Annotated in this window: 14 protein-coding genes; 8 read left to right on the top strand and 6 right to left on the bottom strand. The window is 73.3% G+C overall.

Annotated elements, in window-relative coordinates; genetic code table 11:
* Positions 1–6: 6 nt before the first annotated feature.
* From ABD292_RS37000 to tkt, 3 genes are read right to left on the bottom strand one after another with little or no spacing between them, the layout of a single operon-like run.
* Positions 7–1602 (bottom strand): glucose-6-phosphate isomerase, encoded by a 1596-nt coding sequence (locus ABD292_RS37000; RefSeq protein ID WP_344215901.1) that lies wholly within the window; start codon positions 1600–1602, stop codon positions 7–9.
* Positions 1602–2693 (bottom strand): transaldolase, encoded by a 1092-nt coding sequence (gene tal / locus ABD292_RS36995; RefSeq protein WP_344215793.1) that lies wholly within the window; start codon positions 2691–2693, stop codon positions 1602–1604. Before tal ends, ABD292_RS37000 begins: the two co-directional genes overlap by 1 nt.
* A gap of 9 nt (positions 2694–2702) precedes the next feature.
* Positions 2703–4796, bottom strand: coding sequence for a transketolase (gene tkt / locus ABD292_RS36990; RefSeq protein ID WP_344215791.1), 2094 nt, complete (start codon positions 4794–4796; stop codon positions 2703–2705).
* A 270-nt stretch (positions 4797–5066) separates the two neighbouring features.
* Here tkt and ABD292_RS36985 point away from each other — a divergent pair, with 270 nt between their 5' ends.
* Both ABD292_RS36985 and ABD292_RS36980 read left to right on the top strand, forming a co-directional pair.
* Complete coding sequence (locus ABD292_RS36985; protein ID WP_344215789.1) at positions 5067–6011, top strand: heme o synthase; 945 nt, start codon at positions 5067–5069, stop codon at positions 6009–6011.
* Positions 6012–6110: 99 nt separating this feature from the next.
* Positions 6111–7298 carry a PrsW family intramembrane metalloprotease gene (locus tag ABD292_RS36980; RefSeq protein ID WP_344215787.1) on the top strand — a complete coding sequence of 396 codons (1188 nt, stop codon included), beginning with the start codon at positions 6111–6113 and terminating at the stop codon, positions 7296–7298.
* A 6-nt stretch (positions 7299–7304) separates the two neighbouring features.
* On the opposite strand, the gene ABD292_RS36975 is transcribed toward ABD292_RS36980, so the two are convergent.
* On the bottom strand, positions 7305–7991 hold the full coding sequence (locus ABD292_RS36975; protein WP_344215785.1) for a SanA/YdcF family protein: 687 nt from the start codon (positions 7989–7991) through the stop codon (positions 7305–7307).
* A 74-nt stretch (positions 7992–8065) separates the two neighbouring features.
* Positions 8066–9055: a COX15/CtaA family protein gene (locus ABD292_RS36970; protein ID WP_344215783.1), complete on the bottom strand. Its 990-nt coding sequence runs from the start codon at positions 9053–9055 to the stop codon at positions 8066–8068.
* 120 nt (positions 9056–9175) lie between these two features.
* Here ABD292_RS36970 and ABD292_RS36965 point away from each other — a divergent pair, with 120 nt between their 5' ends.
* The 5 genes from ABD292_RS36965 to ABD292_RS36945 are packed head-to-tail and all read left to right on the top strand — an operon-like array spanning position 9176 to position 13693.
* Positions 9176–10072, top strand: coding sequence for a dihydrodipicolinate synthase family protein (locus tag ABD292_RS36965; protein ID WP_344215781.1), 897 nt, complete (start codon positions 9176–9178; stop codon positions 10070–10072).
* A gap of 10 nt (positions 10073–10082) precedes the next feature.
* Positions 10083–11084, top strand: coding sequence for a proline racemase family protein (locus ABD292_RS36960; protein ID WP_344215779.1), 1002 nt, complete (start codon positions 10083–10085; stop codon positions 11082–11084).
* Positions 11081–12046 carry a proline racemase family protein gene (locus ABD292_RS36955; RefSeq protein WP_344215777.1) on the top strand — a complete coding sequence of 322 codons (966 nt, stop codon included), beginning with the start codon at positions 11081–11083 and terminating at the stop codon, positions 12044–12046. Before ABD292_RS36960 ends, ABD292_RS36955 begins: the two co-directional genes overlap by 4 nt.
* On the top strand, positions 12043–13002 hold the full coding sequence (locus tag ABD292_RS36950) for an ornithine cyclodeaminase family protein (RefSeq protein ID WP_344215775.1): 960 nt from the start codon (positions 12043–12045) through the stop codon (positions 13000–13002). Before ABD292_RS36955 ends, ABD292_RS36950 begins: the two co-directional genes overlap by 4 nt.
* A 13-nt stretch (positions 13003–13015) precedes the next feature.
* The gene (locus tag ABD292_RS36945; protein ID WP_329575119.1) at positions 13016–13693 is read left to right on the top strand and encodes a GntR family transcriptional regulator; all 678 of its coding nucleotides are present in this window, start codon (positions 13016–13018) and stop codon (positions 13691–13693) included.
* Positions 13694–14000: 307 nt separating this feature from the next.
* Here the strand turns inward: ABD292_RS36945 and ABD292_RS36940 are convergent, their stop codons facing one another.
* The gene (locus tag ABD292_RS36940) at positions 14001–14915 is read right to left on the bottom strand and encodes an EamA family transporter (protein WP_344215772.1); all 915 of its coding nucleotides are present in this window, start codon (positions 14913–14915) and stop codon (positions 14001–14003) included.
* 102 nt (positions 14916–15017) lie between these two features.
* On the opposite strand from ABD292_RS36940, the gene ABD292_RS36935 reads away from it, so the two are divergent.
* Positions 15018–16199: an MFS transporter gene (locus ABD292_RS36935; RefSeq protein WP_344215770.1), complete on the top strand. Its 1182-nt coding sequence runs from the start codon at positions 15018–15020 to the stop codon at positions 16197–16199.
* Positions 16200–16201: the final 2 nt, after the last annotated feature.

Here is a 16201-nt window from a genome sequence, read left to right as displayed (position 1 = left end):
GTCATCTCAAACCTCCTGTGCGGCTGCGAGCAGGTGCGCGACACCCGCCGCGCGGTCGGTCAAATGCAGGCGTACGGCGGGCCGCCCCCGCATCTCCAGCGCCTCCAGGTCGCCGAGTGCCTGGGCGAGCTGAAGGCGGCCCAGCGTGGTGTGGGACCGGCCGGGAACCGCGACGTCGTCGGCCACTGCCCCGGTGATCTGCAGGAACACCCCGTTCCTGGGCCCGCCCTTGTGATACTGCCCCGCGCCGTGCAGGTAGCGCGGCCCCCACCCGAACGTCACCGGACGGTCGGTACGCAGCGCCAGCAGCGCCCGCAGCGTGGCCGGGTCGGCCATCATCCAGGCGTCGGTCATCTGCTCGAAGTCGGCGCCTTCCAGCACCGGAGCGTCGAAGGCCGCCAGGCGGTCGAGGTAGGCCGTCACCGCCAGGTAGCCGTCTGGGGGGACGGCGTGCAGCAGCTCGGCGAACAGGCCCCGCAGGTCCTTGGCGCCGGTCGCGCCGTACACCTCGACCGGGCCGTCCGTCAGCGCGAGCGCACCGGTGGGCAGGTCGGGCAGGGTGAGCAGGGCGGCGGCCTGGCGTTCCTGCTCGGCCGTCTCGGGCCGGTCGTCGGGGTCCACGCCCAGCAGCAGCGCGGCGACGGCGGTGGCGTACTCCCAGACCAGGAACTGCGCGCCGAGCCGCCCGTCCACGCGGACGTCGCCGAGGTCGGTGTCGAGGCCGACGACAAGCTCGTCCGCGGCGGGCAGCGGGTCGGCGCCGACGACCGGCAGGATGCCGCGGCCCTGCTTGCCGGTCGCCGCGGTGACGAGCGCCTCGACCCAGTCGGGCAGTCCGGCGATGGGGGAGAGCCGGTCCTCCAGCAGCAGCTTGTCGCGCCCGGCGAGCGCCGCGCCGCCGAGCGCCGCGCCGAGGTCGAGGCCGGGGTTGCCGACGTCGCGCGACAGCAGGGGGGCCACCTCCTCGGCGTCGTCGAGCAGCCGGGCCACGTCGGCGCCCGCCAGCGCGGCCGGCAGCAGCGCGGCGGCCGACAGCGCGCCGCCCTCGCCGGCCGGCACGACGGCGTAGCCGCGCTCGCGGGCGTGCTCGGCCAGCGGCGTGCCGGGGTTCGCCACCGCCACCACGCGCCCGGCGGGCGCGAGGCCCGCCCGTTCGAACAGCTCCTCGTACAGGCGCAGGCAGGCGTCGCCCTCGGCGGTATCAGCGGCGGCGACCACCACCGTGGACTCCGGGCGGTCGGCCAGCGCCCGGCGCACCTGGCCGGGGTCGGCGGTGTCGAGCACGGTGAGCGGCACGTCGGCCGTGTCGCAGATCGCCTCGGCGGCCGGCGCGGCGCAGCCCGCGGCGATCAGCACGACATGCGGCCCCTCCCCGCCGGGCTCGACGGCGGCGCGCAGCCGCGCCGACACCGCGTCCAGCTCGGCGAGCAGCTCGCGGGGGACGCGGAAGGGCCGCCCGCCCTCCGTCTCCCCCTCGGCGTCCTCGTCCCACAGCGTGGGGTCGCCGGCGGCGAGCCGGGCCGGCACGCCGTCGGCGACGAGGCGCCCCGCGACGGAGGAGGCGGCCTCGGCCACCCCCTCCTCGCGGTAGTGCACCTCCATCACGGAACCAGGTTCTTGCTGACGCTCTCCAGAAGCTCGTTCCAGGACGCCTCGAACTTCTGCACGCCCTCCTCCTCCAGCAGGCGCACCACGTCGTCGTAGTCGACGCCGGCGTCCTTGAGCGCGGCCATGGTGTTCCAGGCCTGCTCGTAGAAGGGGCGGACGGTGTCACCGGTGATGTCGGCGTGGTCGGCGCTCGCGTCGAGCGTCTTCTCCGGCATCGTGTTGACGGTGCCGGGGGCGACCAGCTGGTCGACGTAGAGCGTGTCGCTGTAGTCGGGGTTCTTGACGCCGGTCGAGGCCCACAGCGGGCGCTGCGGGCGGGCGCCGGCCGAGCGCAGGCGCTGCCAGCGCTCGGAGTTCATGACCTCTTCGTACGCCGCGTACGCCAGCCGCGCGTTGGCCACGCCCGCCTTGCCCTTCAGCTCCGGCTTGCCGAGCTGGTCGAGGCGCTTGTCGATCTCGCTGTCGACGCGGCTGACGAAGAACGAGGCCACCGACTCGATGGAGGCCAGGTCGAGACCCTTGGCCTGCGCGGCCTCCAGGCCGGCCAGCCAGGCGTCCATGACCTTGCGGTAGCGCTCCAGCGAGAAGATCAGCGTGACGTTGACGCTGATGCCCTCGGAGATCGCCTGGGTGATCGCCGGCAGGCCCGCCATGGTCGCCGGGATCTTGATCATGAGGTTGGGCCGGTCGACCATCCACCACAGGGCGCGGGCCTCGGCCACCGTCTTGTCGCTCTCGTGCGCCAGGCGCGGGTCGACCTCCAGCGACACCCGGCCGTCCACGCCGCCGGTGGCGTCGAAGACCGGGCGCAGGACGTCGGCCGCCCAGCGGATGTCGTAGGTCGTGATCGCGCGCACCGCCTCCTCGACGGTGACGCCGCGCACGGCCAGGTCGTGCAGCTGCGCGTCGTAGGCGTCGCCCTTGCTGAGCGCGCCCGCGAAGATCGTCGGGTTGGACGTGACCCCGACGACGTTCTTCTCGCGGATCAGCTGCTCCAGGTTGCCGCTGCGCAGGCGCTCACGGCTGATGTCGTCGAGCCAGATGGCTACGCCCTGGCCGGACAGCTTGTTGAGGATCTCGCTCATCGTCTTGTCTCAGTTTCCCGTCGTCTCGCCCTTGTCCTGACCCAGCTTCGCCAGGCTCGCCCTGGCCGCCGCCGCGACGCGCTCCGCCGTCAGCCCGAACTGCTCGTACAGAGTCTTGTACGGGGCCGACGCGCCGAAGTGTTCGAGGCTGACCACCTCGCCGCACTCGCCGACGTACTCGTGCCAGCCGAGGGCGATGCCGGCCTCGACCGCGACCCGAGCCTTGATCGACGACGGCAGGACGGTCTGCCTGTAGGCGGAATCCTGCCCGTTGAACCACTCGACACACGGCATGGACACCACTCGCGTGGGAATGCCCTGCTCCTCCAGCAGCTCGCGGCCGCGTACGGCCAGCTCGACCTCGCTGCCGGTGGCGATGAGGATCACCCGGGGCTGGCCGTCGGACGCCTCGCGCAGGACGTAGCCGCCGCGGGCCACGCCGTCGGCGCTGGTGCCGTCGAAGACCGGCAGGTTCTGGCGGGTCAGCGCGAGGGCGGCGGGCCGGTCCTTGTGCTCCAGCACGGCCTTCCAGGCGTAGGCCGTCTCGTTGGCGTCGGCCGGGCGCACCACGTCGAGGCCGGGGATCGCGCGCAGCGACCACAGGTGCTCGATCGGCTGGTGGGTGGGGCCGTCCTCGCCGAGCCCGATGGAGTCGTGCGTCCAGATGTAGATGACCGGCAGCTTCATCAGCGCGGCCAGGCGCACCGACGGGCGCATGTAGTCGGAGAAGACCAGGAACGTGCCGCCGTAGGGGCGGGTGCCGCCGTGCAGCGCGATGCCGTTGAGAATGGCGCCCATCGCGTGCTCGCGGATGCCGAAGTGCAGCGTGCGGCCGTAGCGGTTCCCGGGGAACTCCTTGGTCTGGTATTCCTCCGGGATGAAGGACGGCTCGCCCTTCATCGTGGTGTTGTTGGACTCGGCGAGGTCGGCCGAGCCGCCCCACAGCTCCGGCAGCACCGGCGCGAGCGCGCTGAGCACCTCGCCGCTGGCCTTGCGGGTGGCCATCGAGCCGCCCTGCTCGAACGACGGCAGCGCCGCGGCCCAGCCGGCCGGCAGCTCGCGGTGCGAGATCCGGTCGAGCTCGGCGGCGCGCTCGGCGTTGGCCAGCCGCCATTCGGCGTAACGCTTGTCCCACTCGGACCGGGTGGCGCGGCCGCGCTGGACCACCTCGCGGGCGTGCGCGAGCACCGCGTCCGGCACGTCGAAGGTCTTGGCCGGGTCCATGCCCAGCACCTGCTTGGTGGCGGCCACCTCGGCCTCGCCCAGCGCCGAGCCGTGGATCTTGCCGGTGTTGCGCTTGTTGGGCGCGGGCCAGCCGATGATCGTGCGCAGCCGGATGAACGACGGCCGGCCGGTCTCCGCCTTCGCCGCCTCCAGCGCGTCGTAGAGCGCCTGGACGTCCTCGTGGTAGTCGTCGCCCGAGGTCCAGTCGACGCTCTCGGTGTGCCAGCCGTAGGCCTCGTAGCGCTTGACGACGTCCTCGGACTTCGCGATCAGCGTGTCGTCCTCGATGGAGATGTGGTTGTCGTCCCACACCACGATGAGGTTGCCCAGCTTCTGGTGGCCGGCGATGGCGCTGGCCTCGTGGCTGATGCCCTCCTCGATGTCGCCGTCGCTGACGAAGCACCAGATGTGGTGGTCGAACGGCGAGGCGCCGGCCTCGGCGTCGGGGTCGAACAGGCCGCGCTCGCGGCGGGCCGCCATCGCCATGCCGACCGCGTTGCCGAGGCCCTGGCCCAGCGGGCCCGTCGTGGTCTCGACGCCGGCCGTGTGGCCGTGCTCGGGGTGGCCGGGGGTGAGGCTGTCCCACTGGCGCAGCCGGCGCAGGTCGTCCAGCGTGAGGCCGTAGCCGGAAAGGTAGAGCTGGATGTAGAGCGTCAGGCTGCTGTGGCCGCACGACAGGACGAACCGGTCGCGACCCAGCCAGTTGGGGTCGGTCGGGTCGTGACGCATCACACGCTGGAACATCAGGTAGGCGGCGGGGGCCAGGCTCATGGCGGTGCCGGGATGACCCGAGCCCGCCTTCTCCACGGCGTCCATCGCCAGGGCTCGAACGACGTCGACCGCCTGGTCGTCCAGGTCGGTCCATTCAAGGGCTGGCACGAGTTCGCTGCTCAAGTGCTCGATCTCCGGATTCTCGATGTTTTGGCTGTGCCGGTTGGCTATCCCGCCCACAGGGACCCTAACCGAGTGGAGCAGGCGATCAATTCCAATCGACGCGTGCGTGTCCATGCATGGCGCAAAGCCCCCCATTGGCCGGACCGGCCGTCCCTGCGACTACAGTTTGTTTGTTCGCAGAGGCGTCACCGGCGCCCACCATGGATCCGCTCTAATCAGAGGTTACGCGTTGACCCCGCACAGGCTGGAAGCGCCTTGACGGTGCTCACCAACAGGCAGGCGACGGCCCGAACTCCGCAGGTGGAGGCGCCGCGCTCGATCGGCATGATCGTAAAGGCCTACATCGCGCTCACCAAACCGCGGATCATCGAGCTGCTGCTGATCACGACGCTGCCGGTGATGTTCCTCGCGGCCGGCGGCCTGCCGCCCCTGTGGACGTCGGTCGCCGTCATGGTGTTCGGCACCCTGTCGGCGGGCAGCGCCAACGCGCTCAACTGCTACGTCGACCGTGACATCGACCAGAAGATGCGCCGCACCCGCCGGCGCCCGCTCGCCCGGCACCAGGTGTCGCCGCGCGGCGCGCTGATCTTCGGGATCGTGCTCGGGATCGTGTCCACCGCCGGCCTGTGGGTCACCACCAACTGGCTGGCGGCGGTGCTCTCGCTCGCCGCGATCCTGTTCTACGTCCTGGTCTACTCGATGATCCTCAAGCGGCGCACGGCCCAGAACATCGTCTGGGGCGGCATCGCGGGCTGCATGCCGGTGATGATCGGCTGGGCGGGCATCACCGAGCGGCTCGACTGGGCCCCGCTGGTGCTCTTCGGCGTCGTGTTCTTCTGGACGCCGCCGCACACCTGGACCCTCGCCATGCGCTACAAGGAGGACTACGCGGCGGCCAAGGTGCCGATGCTGCCGGTGGTCGCCACCGAGCGGCGGGTCGTCCTGGAGTCCATCGCCTACACGTGGGCGACCGTGCTGTGCTCGCTGGCGCTCTGGCCGGTCGCGGGCACCACGCTGTTCTACCCGGCCGTGGCCGCCGTGCTGGGCGTCATGTGCCTGTGGGAGGTGCACCGCCTGCTGGCCAGGCTCAACGCCGGCAAGACGGGTGTCGACCTGCGGCCCATGCGTTTCTTCCACTGGTCCAACGCCTATCTGGCGCTGCTGTTCCTCGCCGTCGCCATCGACCCGCTGCTGGCCTGAGCCGGGCGTCGGGATCCGCGTGTCCGTACGGTGAGGAGTGGGTGTCCGGGGCGGCTCACCGGCACCGGCCCCGACACGCTGATCCGTTAAGGTCACCCTATGGCGAGCCGTGATCCACGCTGGGTGTTGAAGGACCGCCCGTCGACGACGTTGATCATCGGGCTGGTCCTGACCGGCATCTGCGCGCTGATCTCGTTCTCCTTCGACGTGCTCAACGGCGAGCCCGTGCAGTTCTTCATCGCGCTCGCGCTCGCCCTCGCGCCGGTCCCGCTGCTGCTCGCCGCCGTGCTCGCGCTCGACCGCATGGAGCCCGAGCCGCGCAGCAACCTCATCTTCGCCTTCGCCTGGGGCGCGGGCGTGGCGGTGCTGGTCGCCGGCGTGATCAACTCGCTCAACCTCCACTACTTCATGGACACCGTCAAGCTGTCGCAGGACAGCGCGCGCAACATCGCGGCCACCTTCGGCGCTCCCGTGGTCGAGGAGACGATGAAGGGCCTGGTGCTGCTGGGCCTGCTCAGGTTCCGCCGGGCCGAGCTCGACGGGCCCACCGACGGCGTCATCTACGCCAGCATGGTCGGCCTCGGCTTCGCCATGAGCGAGAACGTCAGCTACTACCTGGCGGCCCTGTCCACCTCGGGCGTCAAGGGCCTCGCGGTCACCGTGGTGCTGCGCGGCATCCTGTCGCCGCTGGCCCATCCGCTGTTCAGCTCGATGATCGGCGTGGCCGTGGCGTACGCCGCGCAGCGCGGCTCCGAGCGGGTGTTCCTCATCCTGGCCGGCTGGTCGGGGGCGATGATCCTGCACGGCCTGTGGAACGGCCTGGCCTCCTACGGCGGCTTCCCCGGTCTCGTGGTGGCCTATCTCACGCTGCTGGTGGTGCTGGTGGTGCTCATCGGCGTGGTCTTCCGCGACCGGCGGCGGATCGTGGCGCTGATCCAGCGCTACCTGCCGGCGTACGAGCCGACCAAGCTCGTCAACGAGGCCGACATCTTCATGCTGTCGGCCTTCTCCCGCCGCCGCCAGGCCCGGCAGTGGGCCAAGGCGTACGGCGGCAAGCGCGGGCTGCGCGCGATGGCCGACTACCAGCTCGCGGCCACCGAGCTGGGGCTGCTGCACGAGCGGGCGGCCCGTCACATGGTGGACGAGCAGACCTTCCACGAGGAGCAGCGGGCGCTGCTGGAGTGCATGAGCACCGCGCGCGGGCAGTTCCCCGTGCCGTCCGCGCACGCCCGCTCGGTCGCGGGCGGCACGCCCCCGCCCGGCTACGCGCCGGGCGCGCCCGGCTGACCGGCGTCAGGGGCGCGGTTCTGCGAGCGCGCGGGCGAGCGAGGTCTCCCGCGGCCCCGGGAAGACCGGGTCGGCGTCGAGGACCTTCGCGTCGGCGAACGCCTTGGCCGTGGCGAACAGCTCGCGGGCGGCGTAGACGTAGGTGATCCCGGCCCAGCGGCGGGAGGAGTCGTCGCCCGCCCCGAACGCCTCCAGCCCGGCCGTGCGGCACAGCGTCACCGCGCGCGGCACGTGGAACTCCTGGGTGACGACGGTGACGCTGCGGGCCCCGAAGACCTGCCTGGCCCGTACGCACGAGTCCCAGGTGTCGAAGCCGGCGTAGTCGAGCACCATCGCCGCGTCCGGCACGCCCTCGGCGCGCAGGTAGTCGCGCATCGCGGTCGGCTCGTCGTACTCCTCGCGGCTGTTGTCGCCGGACAGCAGCAGCGCCCGCACCTTGCCGGAGTGGTAGAGCTCGGCGGCGATGTCGAGCCGGCGGGCCAGCATCGGCGAGGGCCGCCCGGCGTACAGGCCGGCGCCGAGCACCAGCGCCGCCTCCGCCGGCGGCACCGGGGCCGTCCAGCCCGCGCCCTCGGCCGTCACGCGGTGACCCGAGCTGCTCAGCCAGGCCCAGGTCATGGGCGCGAGCGCGAGCACGCTCAGCAGCACCGCTCCTTGGTACGCGCGCCGCAGCGCCTTCCGGGAGGGGTGCACCTTTCCCCACATATCGCACCCCTTCCGGGCCGGGGGAGTGGCGGACATCTCACCACACACCCTGGCATAACCGATCACACGGTGGCGGCCACTTCGGCGGGGGAGGGGCCGGCGGGAGCGGCGGGCAGCGGGTCGCGGGAACGCAGCGAGGTGACCACCCGCAGCGCGGCGATCCAGACCAGGGTCGAGCCGAGCACGTGCAGCAGCACCAGCGCGGCGGGCACCGCCAGGAAGTACTGGGTGTAGCCGATCACGCCCTGCGCCAGCTCCACCACGAGCAGCGCGAGCGCCGCCCTCCGGGCCGCCAGGGGCGCCCCAGACACGCGCAGCCCGAACAGCAGCGCGAACGTCAGCCCCACGACGACGTAGGCCACGTCGGCGTGGAAGCGCGCCACGGCCTCGATGTCGAGGTCGAACCGGGAGGCGATCTCGTCGCCCGAGTGCGGGCCGGTGCCGCTCACCACCACGCCGACCACCAGCAGCACGAACGCCGCTCCCAGCAGCACGTGACCGAGGACGCGCAGGTCCCGGTGGACGACGGACCTGACCGGGCCGTCGCCCTCGCCCGCGCGGGCGTACAGCAGCCAGCAGGCCGCGATGAGGCCGGTGGACAGCAGGTAGTGCATGCCCACGGTGAACGGGTTGAGCGCGCTGCGCACCACCAGGCCGCCCCACAGCGCCTGGGCCAGCACGCCGACCGGCTGCAGCAGGGCCAGCCGCATCAGCGCCCGGCGGCGCGGCAGGAGCCGCCAGGCCGCGAGCACGCAGGCCGCGCCCACGGCCAGCACCAGGAAGGTCAGCAGCCGGTTGCCGAACTCGACGAGCATGTTGAGCATCGACACCTCGGGGTGCGCCACCGGGACGAAGCTGTCGGGTGTGCACCGGGGCCAGGTGGGGCAGCCGAGCCCAGAGGCGGTCACGCGCACGCCGGCGCCGGTCACCGTGATGCCCGCGTTGGCCACCACCGAGGCCAGCGCCCAGGCGCGCATCGACCGTGGGGTCGGGGCCCAGAACGAGGCCAATCCGCGCACGAAAAGGTTGGGGTGGTCAGTGGAGAGCTTCACGTCATCGATGGTACGGGCCGTGGCGGGCGGTCCCGGAACCGGCAAGGGGGCTTCTCAGCCTCAAGAGTATGTGACATATTACTGCCGTAAGCGGTGCCCCCACCCCTGGAGGAATCCCTGATGGCCCTGGCGGAACGCAAGCCCTGGCGCGGCGTCATGGTCGCCACCGCGCTGCCCCTGCGCGACGACCTGTCCGTCGACCTCGACGGCTACGCCGACCACTGCCGCTGGCTCGTCGACAACGGCTGCGACGGCGTCGTGGTCAACGGCTCGCTCGGCGAGTACCAGACGCTCACCCCCGAGGAGCGGGCCGCGGTCGTCGAGACCGCGGTCGCCGCCGTCGGCGGCGCCAACGTCATGGCCGGAGCCGGCGCGTACGGCGCCGCCGAGTCCCGCCGCTGGGCCGAGCAGGCCCGCGAGGCCGGCTGCGGCTCGGTGCTCCTGCTGCCCCCCAACGCCTACCGCGCCGACGAGCGGGCCGTACTCGCCCACTACCGCGAGGTGGCCGCGGCCGGACTGCCGGTCGTGGCCTACAACAACCCCTACGACACCAAGGTCGACCTCACCCCCGCGCTGCTGGCCAGGCTGCACGAGGAGGGCCTGATCGTGGCGGTCAAGGAGTTCAGCGGGGACGTGCGGCGGGCGTACGAGCTGGCCGAGCTGGCCCCCGGCCTGGACCTGCTGATCGGCGCCGACGACGTGCTGCTGGAGCTGGCCGTGGCCGGCGCGACCGGCTGGGTGGCCGGCTACCCCAACGCCCTGCCCGCCTCCACCTCCACCCTCTACCGGGCCGCCGTCGCGGGCGACCTCGCCACCGCGCTGCCCCTGTACCGTACGCTGCACCCGCTGCTGCGCTGGGACTCCAAGACCGAGTTCGTCCAGGCGATCAAGCTGTCCATGGACCTGGCCGGCCGGCGCGGCGGCCCCTGCCGCCAGCCCAGGCAGCCGCTGACCGGCGAGCAGGAGGCGGCCGTCCGGGCCGCCACGGAGAAGGTGCTCGCGGAAGGGCTGAGGTGAGGATTCCGGCATGAGAACCACGCGCGTGCTCCACGCCGTCGACTCGCACACCGAGGGCATGCCGACCCGCGTCATCACCGGCGGCGTCGGCGTCGTCCCTGGCGCCACCATGGCCGAGCGGCGCATCTACTTCCGCGACCACCTCGACCACATCCGCAAGTTGCTCATGAACGAGCCCCGCGGCCACGCCGCGATGAGCGGCGCCATCCTCCAGCCGCCCACCCGGCCGGACGCCGACTTCGGCGTGCTGTTCATCGAGGTGTCGGGGCTGCTGCCGATGTGCGGCCACGGCACCATCGGCGTGGCCACCGTGCTCGTCGAGACCGGCATGGTCGAGGTGACCGAGCCGGTCACCACCGTCCGCCTGGAGGTCCCCGCCGGGCTCGTCGAGGTGGACGTGGCCGTCGAGGACGGCATGGCCAAGTCGGTGACCCTGCGCAACGTGCCCTCCTACTGCGACCGGCTCGACGCCGTCGTCACCGTGCCGGGCTTCGGCGAGATCCCGTACGACCTCGCCTACGGCGGCAACTTCTACGCCGTCGTCGACCTCGGCGCCTACGGCCTGCCCTTCGACCGCAAGGCCAAGAACGAGATCATCGCCGCCGGCCTGGCCACCATGGAGGCCATCAACGCCGCCGACCGGCCCGTGCACCGCGAGGACCCGCGCATCCAGGGCTGCCACCACGTCTACTTCGCCGCCCCCGGCTCCGACGCCCACCATTCCCGGCACGCCATGGCCATCCACCCCGGCTGGTTCGACCGCTCCCCGTGCGGCACCGGCACCAGCGCCCGGATGGCCCAGCTGCACGCGCGCGGCGAGCTGCCCCTGGAGCGGGACTTCGTCAACGAGTCCTTCATCGGCACGCGCTTCGTCGGGCGGCTGCTGGGGGAGAGCACCGTGGGCGGCGCGCCCGCCGTCCTGCCGTCGATCACCGGCCGGGCCTGGGTCACCGGCACCGCCCAGTACTTCCTCGACCCGCGCGACCCCTTCCCGGAGGGCTTCGAACTGTGATCACCACCGTCGACTACCACACCGGTGGCGAGCCGTTCCGCATCGTCACCGGCGGCGGGCCCGACCTCCCCGGCGAGGACGTGCCCGCCCGCCGGATCGCCGCCATGGAGCAGGCCGACGACCTGCGCCGGCTGCTCTGCCACGAGCCGCGCGGCCACGCCGACATGTACGGCTGCTTCCTGGTCCCGCCGAACGACCCCGGCGCGCACCTCGGGGCGCTGTTCTGGCACAAGGACGGGTTCTCCACCGCCTGCGGCCACGGCACGATCGCGCTCGGCGCGTACGCGGTGCACGAGGGCCTGGTGGCGGCCCCGCGGGACGGCGTGACCGACGTGGTGATCGACGTGCCGTCCGGGCGGGTCACCGCCCGGGTGCGCACCTCAGGCGGGCGGGTGCGGGCGGTCACGTTCGTGAACGTGCCGTCGTACGTGCTCGCGCGGGACGTCCAGGCGGACGGCGTCCGGGTGGACCTGGCCTACGGGGGCGCGATCTACGCCTCGCTGCCGGCCGCCGCCGTGGGCCTGTCCGTGGAGCCCCGGCACCTGACGGCGCTCGTCGAGCACGCCCGGCGCATCAAGGCCTCGCTGGCCGGGCATCCGGCCACCGAGCACCCCGGCGACGACCGGCTGTCCGGCGTCTACGGCGTGATCTTCCACGACGAGCTGCCGGACGTGGACGGGGCGGCGCACCAGCGCAACGTCACCGTCTTCGCCGACGGCGAGGTGGACCGCTCGCCGTGCGGCTCCGGCACCGCCGCCCGGCTGGCCCTGCTGCACGACGACGGGCTGCGCGGCACGCTGGTGCACCACAGTGTCGTCGGCAGCTCGTTCGTCGCGCGGGTGGCCGAGGTCGTCGAGGAGGGGATCGTGCCGGAGATCGAGGGCATGGCGTACCGGACCGGGCGGCACGTCTTCGAGCTGGATCCCGAGGACCCGATCGGAACGGGGTTCGTGCTGCGATGAGCGATCTGCCGTACCTGGACGCCGCCACGGTCGAGCGGCTGGTGCCGATGGGCCGGGCCGTGCGGGTCCTGGAGGACGCGCTGCGCGACGGGCTCGACCCGGAGGCCACTCCGCAGCGGCCGATCGTGGCCGTGCCCGCCGGGCAGCTCCTGCTCATGCCCGCGGCCACCGCCCGCTACGTCGGCGTCAAGGCCGTCTCCATCGCGCCCGCCAACCCGGAGCGGGGGCTGCCCCGGATCCAGGGGACGTACCTGCTGCTCGACGGCGCGACCCTGGCCCCGCTGGCCGCGCTGGACGGCATCGCGCTCACCTCGCTGCGCACCCCGGCGGTCTCGGCGCTGGCCGTCCGCCACCTGGCCCGGCCCGAGGGCGGCCGGCTCGTCGTCTTCGGCAGCGGGCCGCAGGCATGGGGGCACGTCCTCGCCCTGCGCGAGGTCCGCCCGATCACCGGGGTCACGGTCGTCGGCCGCGACCCCGCCCGCGCCGCCGCCCTGGCCGAGCGCTGCCGGGCCGCCGGCCTGCCCGCCCGCGCCCACGGCCCCGACGAGGCCGCCGCCGCCGTGGCGGAGGCGGACCTGATCGCCTGCTGCACGACCGCCAGGGAACCGCTGTTCCCCGGTAAGCTCGCCCGCGACGGCGTCACCGTCGTCGCGGTCGGCTCCCACGAGCCCGACGCCCGCGAGCTCGACGGCGACCTCGTCGCCCGCGCCACCGTGGTCGTCGAGGCACGCTCGGCGGCGCTGGAAGAGGCCGGCGATGTGATCGTTCCGATCCGCCACGGTACGATCACCTCTGGTCATCTCGCGGGCAACCTCGCCGAGCTGGTCGCGGGAGCGGTGCCGGTGGGCGCCGGGCCGCGGGTGTTCAAGAGCACCGGCATGGCGTGGGAGGACCTCGTGGTGGCCGCCGCCGCCTACGAGGCGTGGGCGGGCGGCGAAACCGGCGAGGGAGCGTAGACAGGGAGGGCGGATGGCTGCCGCAGACCGGCTCGACCTGCCGGCGGTGGGGGAGCGCCAGAGCCTGCGCGAGCAGGTGGCGCAGGCGTTGCGCGCCGCGCTGATCGCCGGCGAGATGCGGCCCGGCGTGGTCTACTCCGCCCCGGTGCTGGCCGCCCAGTTCGGCGTCTCCGCCACCCCCGTCCGCGAGGCCATGCTCGACCTGGCCAAGGAGGGCCTGGTCGAGGCGGTCCGCAACAAGGGCTTCCGGGTGACCGAGCTGTCCGACCGCGACCTCGACGAGCTGACCGAGCTGCGCCGTCTCATCGAGGTGCCGACGGTGGCGAGGCTCGCCGGCACCCTGGAGGCCGCCGCGTTCGAGCGGCTGCGGCCCATCGCCGAGGAGATCGTCGTCGCCGGCGAGGCCGGCGACCTGCTCGCCTACGTCGACGCCGACCTGCGCTTCCACGTCGAGCTGCTGGCGCTGTCCGGCAACGCGCGCCTGGTGTCCGTGGTGCGCGACCTGCGCAACCGGGCCAGGCTCTACGGCCTGTCCCAGCTCTCCGAACGCGACGCGCTCGGCGACTCCGCCCGCGAGCACCTGGCGCTGCTCGACGCGCTCGCCGGCGGCGACGGCGAGGCCGTGGCCCGGCTCATGGACGAGCACATCGGCCACGTCCGCGGCATCTGGGCCGCCCACGCCGAGCCCTGAGCCCGGACCGCCGGCTCCCGGGGACGAGTTTGCACATTCGGGGATCGAGCTTTCACCGCGCGAGGTAATCTCGATGCGAGCCCGCCGGAAGACCCGACAGGGCTCACCCCCACCGCCCCCGCGGCCCGGCCGGGCCGCGCTCCCCGTCGCGAGGAGCAGGGCGGCACTCCACGAACTCGGTCACGCGGAACCCGCCCTCCGCTGGCCTTCCTCGGGCTCGGCACCACCCCGCCCATAGACGCCGAGCCCTCCGCCGCGCGCCCACGAGTTTCCCGTCCCGGGGCGCGCGGCGGACCCCTCCTCCCGTCTAGGCCTTGCCGCGCCTGGTCGAGCCCAGGCTGGCGGCGACCACGCAGACGATGGCCACCCAGTGCTGCGCGTTCAGGATCTCGCCCAGCAGCAGCACGCCGATCAGGGCCGCCACGGCCGGCTCCAGGCTCATCAGGATGCCGAACACCTGCGGCGGCATGCGCCGCAGCGCCTGCAGCTCCAGCGAGTACGGGATCACCGACGACAGCAGCCCCACGCCCACCCCGATGAGCAGCAGGTGCGGCTGCAGCAGGTCGGCCCCGCCGGTGGTGACCCCGACCGGGGCGATCACCACGGCCGACACCATCATCGCGAACGCCAGCCCGCTCGTCCCGGGGAACCGCCGCCCGGCCGCCGCCGACAGCAGGATGTAGCCCGCCCAGCAGGCCCCCGCCACCAGCGCGAAGCCGATGCCGGCCCAGCTCGCCGAGGCCGAATCGCCCCAGGGCGCGAGCAGCGCCACCCCGGTGCCCGCCAGCGTCACCCACAGCAGGTCGATCCGCCGCCGCGAGGCCGCGACGGCCACCCCCAGCGGCCCCAGGAACTCGATCGCCACGGCGATGCCCATCGGCAGCCGGGCCAGCGCCTCGTAGAACGACAGGTTCATCAGCGCCAGCGTCAGGCCGAACCCGACGCCGACCGCCCAGTCCCGCCAGGTCAGCCCCTTCAGCCGCGGCCGGACGAAGGCCCCCATGATGAGCGCGCCGGCCGCGATGCGCAGGAACACCACCGCGCTCGGCGGCAGCACCGCGAACAGCTCCTTGGCCAGGCCCGCGCCGAGCTGCACCGAGAAGATCGCGAGCAGCACCAGCGAGGACGGCGGGATCGAGTCGGCCGCCGCGCGCAGCAGGTTGCCCGGCCGCGGCAGGCCGGAGCCGCGCTCGAACGGATCGTCCAGGGCGAAGGCGGTCACGGACGTGACTCCTCATGGGAAAGGGAAGGGGAGCGGACCGGTAGAGCTTACTCGGGATGCCCGGCATTTCCGCATTTAGGGGCGCGTTTAAGGTGGTACGTCATGGACGCCGCCCCCGCCCCCGCCGTCAGCCTCTCCGCTCCTCCGCTGGGCGTGTCCGCCGCGTCGTTCGTCAGCAGCTTCGACCGCTTCGCCGTCAGCCCCATGCTCGTCGTCATCGCCACCGACCTCGGCGTGCCGCTGTCGGCGTCGGTCACCGCGGCCAGCGGCTACTACCTGGCCTACGGCCTCACCCAGCCGCTGTGGGGCGTGCTGTCCGACCGGTTCGGGCGGGTGCGGGTCATGCGCGGCGCGCTGGTGGGCGCGGCCGTGGCGGGGCTGGTCTCGGCGCTCATGCCCGCGCTCTGGGCGCTGGTGGCCGCCCGGGTGGTGACCGGCGCCTGCTTCGGCGCGGTGATCCCGACCGGGCTCACGTACGTGGGCGACACGGTACGGCCCGCGCTGCGCCAGCGGGCGCTCACCGACCTCATGAGCGCGACCGCGCTCGGCACGGCCCTCGCCACCGGGCTCGGCGGCGCGCTCGCCGGGCTGGTGAGCTGGCGGGCCGCCTTCACCGTGCCCGCCGCCTGCGCCCTGGCCTGCGCGCTGGCCCTGCGCTCGCTGCCCGAGCCGGCCCGCGACGGCGCCCCCGCGGGCGTGCGGCGTTTCCTCGGCATGGTGCTCGGGCAGCGCTGGGCGCTGCTGGTCTTCGCGCTCGCCTTCACCGAGGGCGCGATCATGCTGGGCGTGATGCCGTTCCTCGCCCCGGCGCTGGAGCACTCCGGCGTCGCGGCCGCCCTCGCGGGGCTCGGCATCACCGCGTACGGGATCGGGCTCTGGGCGCAGGCGAAGCTGGTCAAGCGGCTGTCGGGACACTGGCCCGCGCCGCTGCTGATGACGGTGGGCGGGGCGCAGCTCGTGGCGGGCTTCGCGCTGGCCGCGGCGACGGTGAACCTCGTCACCGTGGCCGTCACCGCGCTGCTGCTCGGCGGCGGCTGGTCGTTCCTGCACTCGTCGCTGCAGACCTGGGCGACGTCGGTCGTGCCGCAGGCCCGGGGCACCACGATCGCGTTCTTCGCCGCCGCGCTCTTCGTCGGCAGCGCCGTCTCCTCGTGGGCGGCCGGGCCGCTGGCCGAGGCGGGCCGCTATCCGCTGCTGTTCGGGCTGGCCGCCGTCGCGGCGGCGCCGCTGACCGCCGTGGCCGCGCTCACCCGCCGCCGCTACGGCGGGGTGCGGGCGGGCTGACG

The sequence above is a fragment of the Nonomuraea bangladeshensis genome, from assembly GCF_039529455.1.
Taxonomy (GTDB): Bacteria; Actinomycetota; Actinomycetes; order Streptosporangiales; family Streptosporangiaceae; genus Nonomuraea; species Nonomuraea bangladeshensis.
This window is presented reverse-complemented; position numbering and strand designations above follow the sequence as displayed.

What these genes read in the sequence shown, in the direction of transcription:
- ABD292_RS36965 (WP_344215781.1), top strand. Translation starts at nt 9,176, where the DNA reads ATGGCCCTGGCGGAACGCAAGCCCTGGCGCGGCGTCATGGTCGCCACC.
- tal (WP_344215793.1), bottom strand. Translation starts at nt 2,693, where the DNA reads ATGAGCGAGATCCTCAACAAGCTGTCCGGCCAGGGCGTAGCCATCTGG.
- ABD292_RS36980 (WP_344215787.1), top strand. Translation starts at nt 6,111, where the DNA reads ATGGCGAGCCGTGATCCACGCTGGGTGTTGAAGGACCGCCCGTCGACG.
- ABD292_RS36950 (WP_344215775.1), top strand. Translation starts at nt 12,043, where the DNA reads ATGAGCGATCTGCCGTACCTGGACGCCGCCACGGTCGAGCGGCTGGTG.
- ABD292_RS36945 (WP_329575119.1), top strand. Translation starts at nt 13,016, where the DNA reads ATGGCTGCCGCAGACCGGCTCGACCTGCCGGCGGTGGGGGAGCGCCAG.
- ABD292_RS36960 (WP_344215779.1), top strand. Translation starts at nt 10,083, where the DNA reads ATGAGAACCACGCGCGTGCTCCACGCCGTCGACTCGCACACCGAGGGC.
- ABD292_RS36935 (WP_344215770.1), top strand. Translation starts at nt 15,018, where the DNA reads ATGGACGCCGCCCCCGCCCCCGCCGTCAGCCTCTCCGCTCCTCCGCTG.
- ABD292_RS37000 (WP_344215901.1), bottom strand. Translation starts at nt 1,602, where the DNA reads ATGGAGGTGCACTACCGCGAGGAGGGGGTGGCCGAGGCCGCCTCCTCC.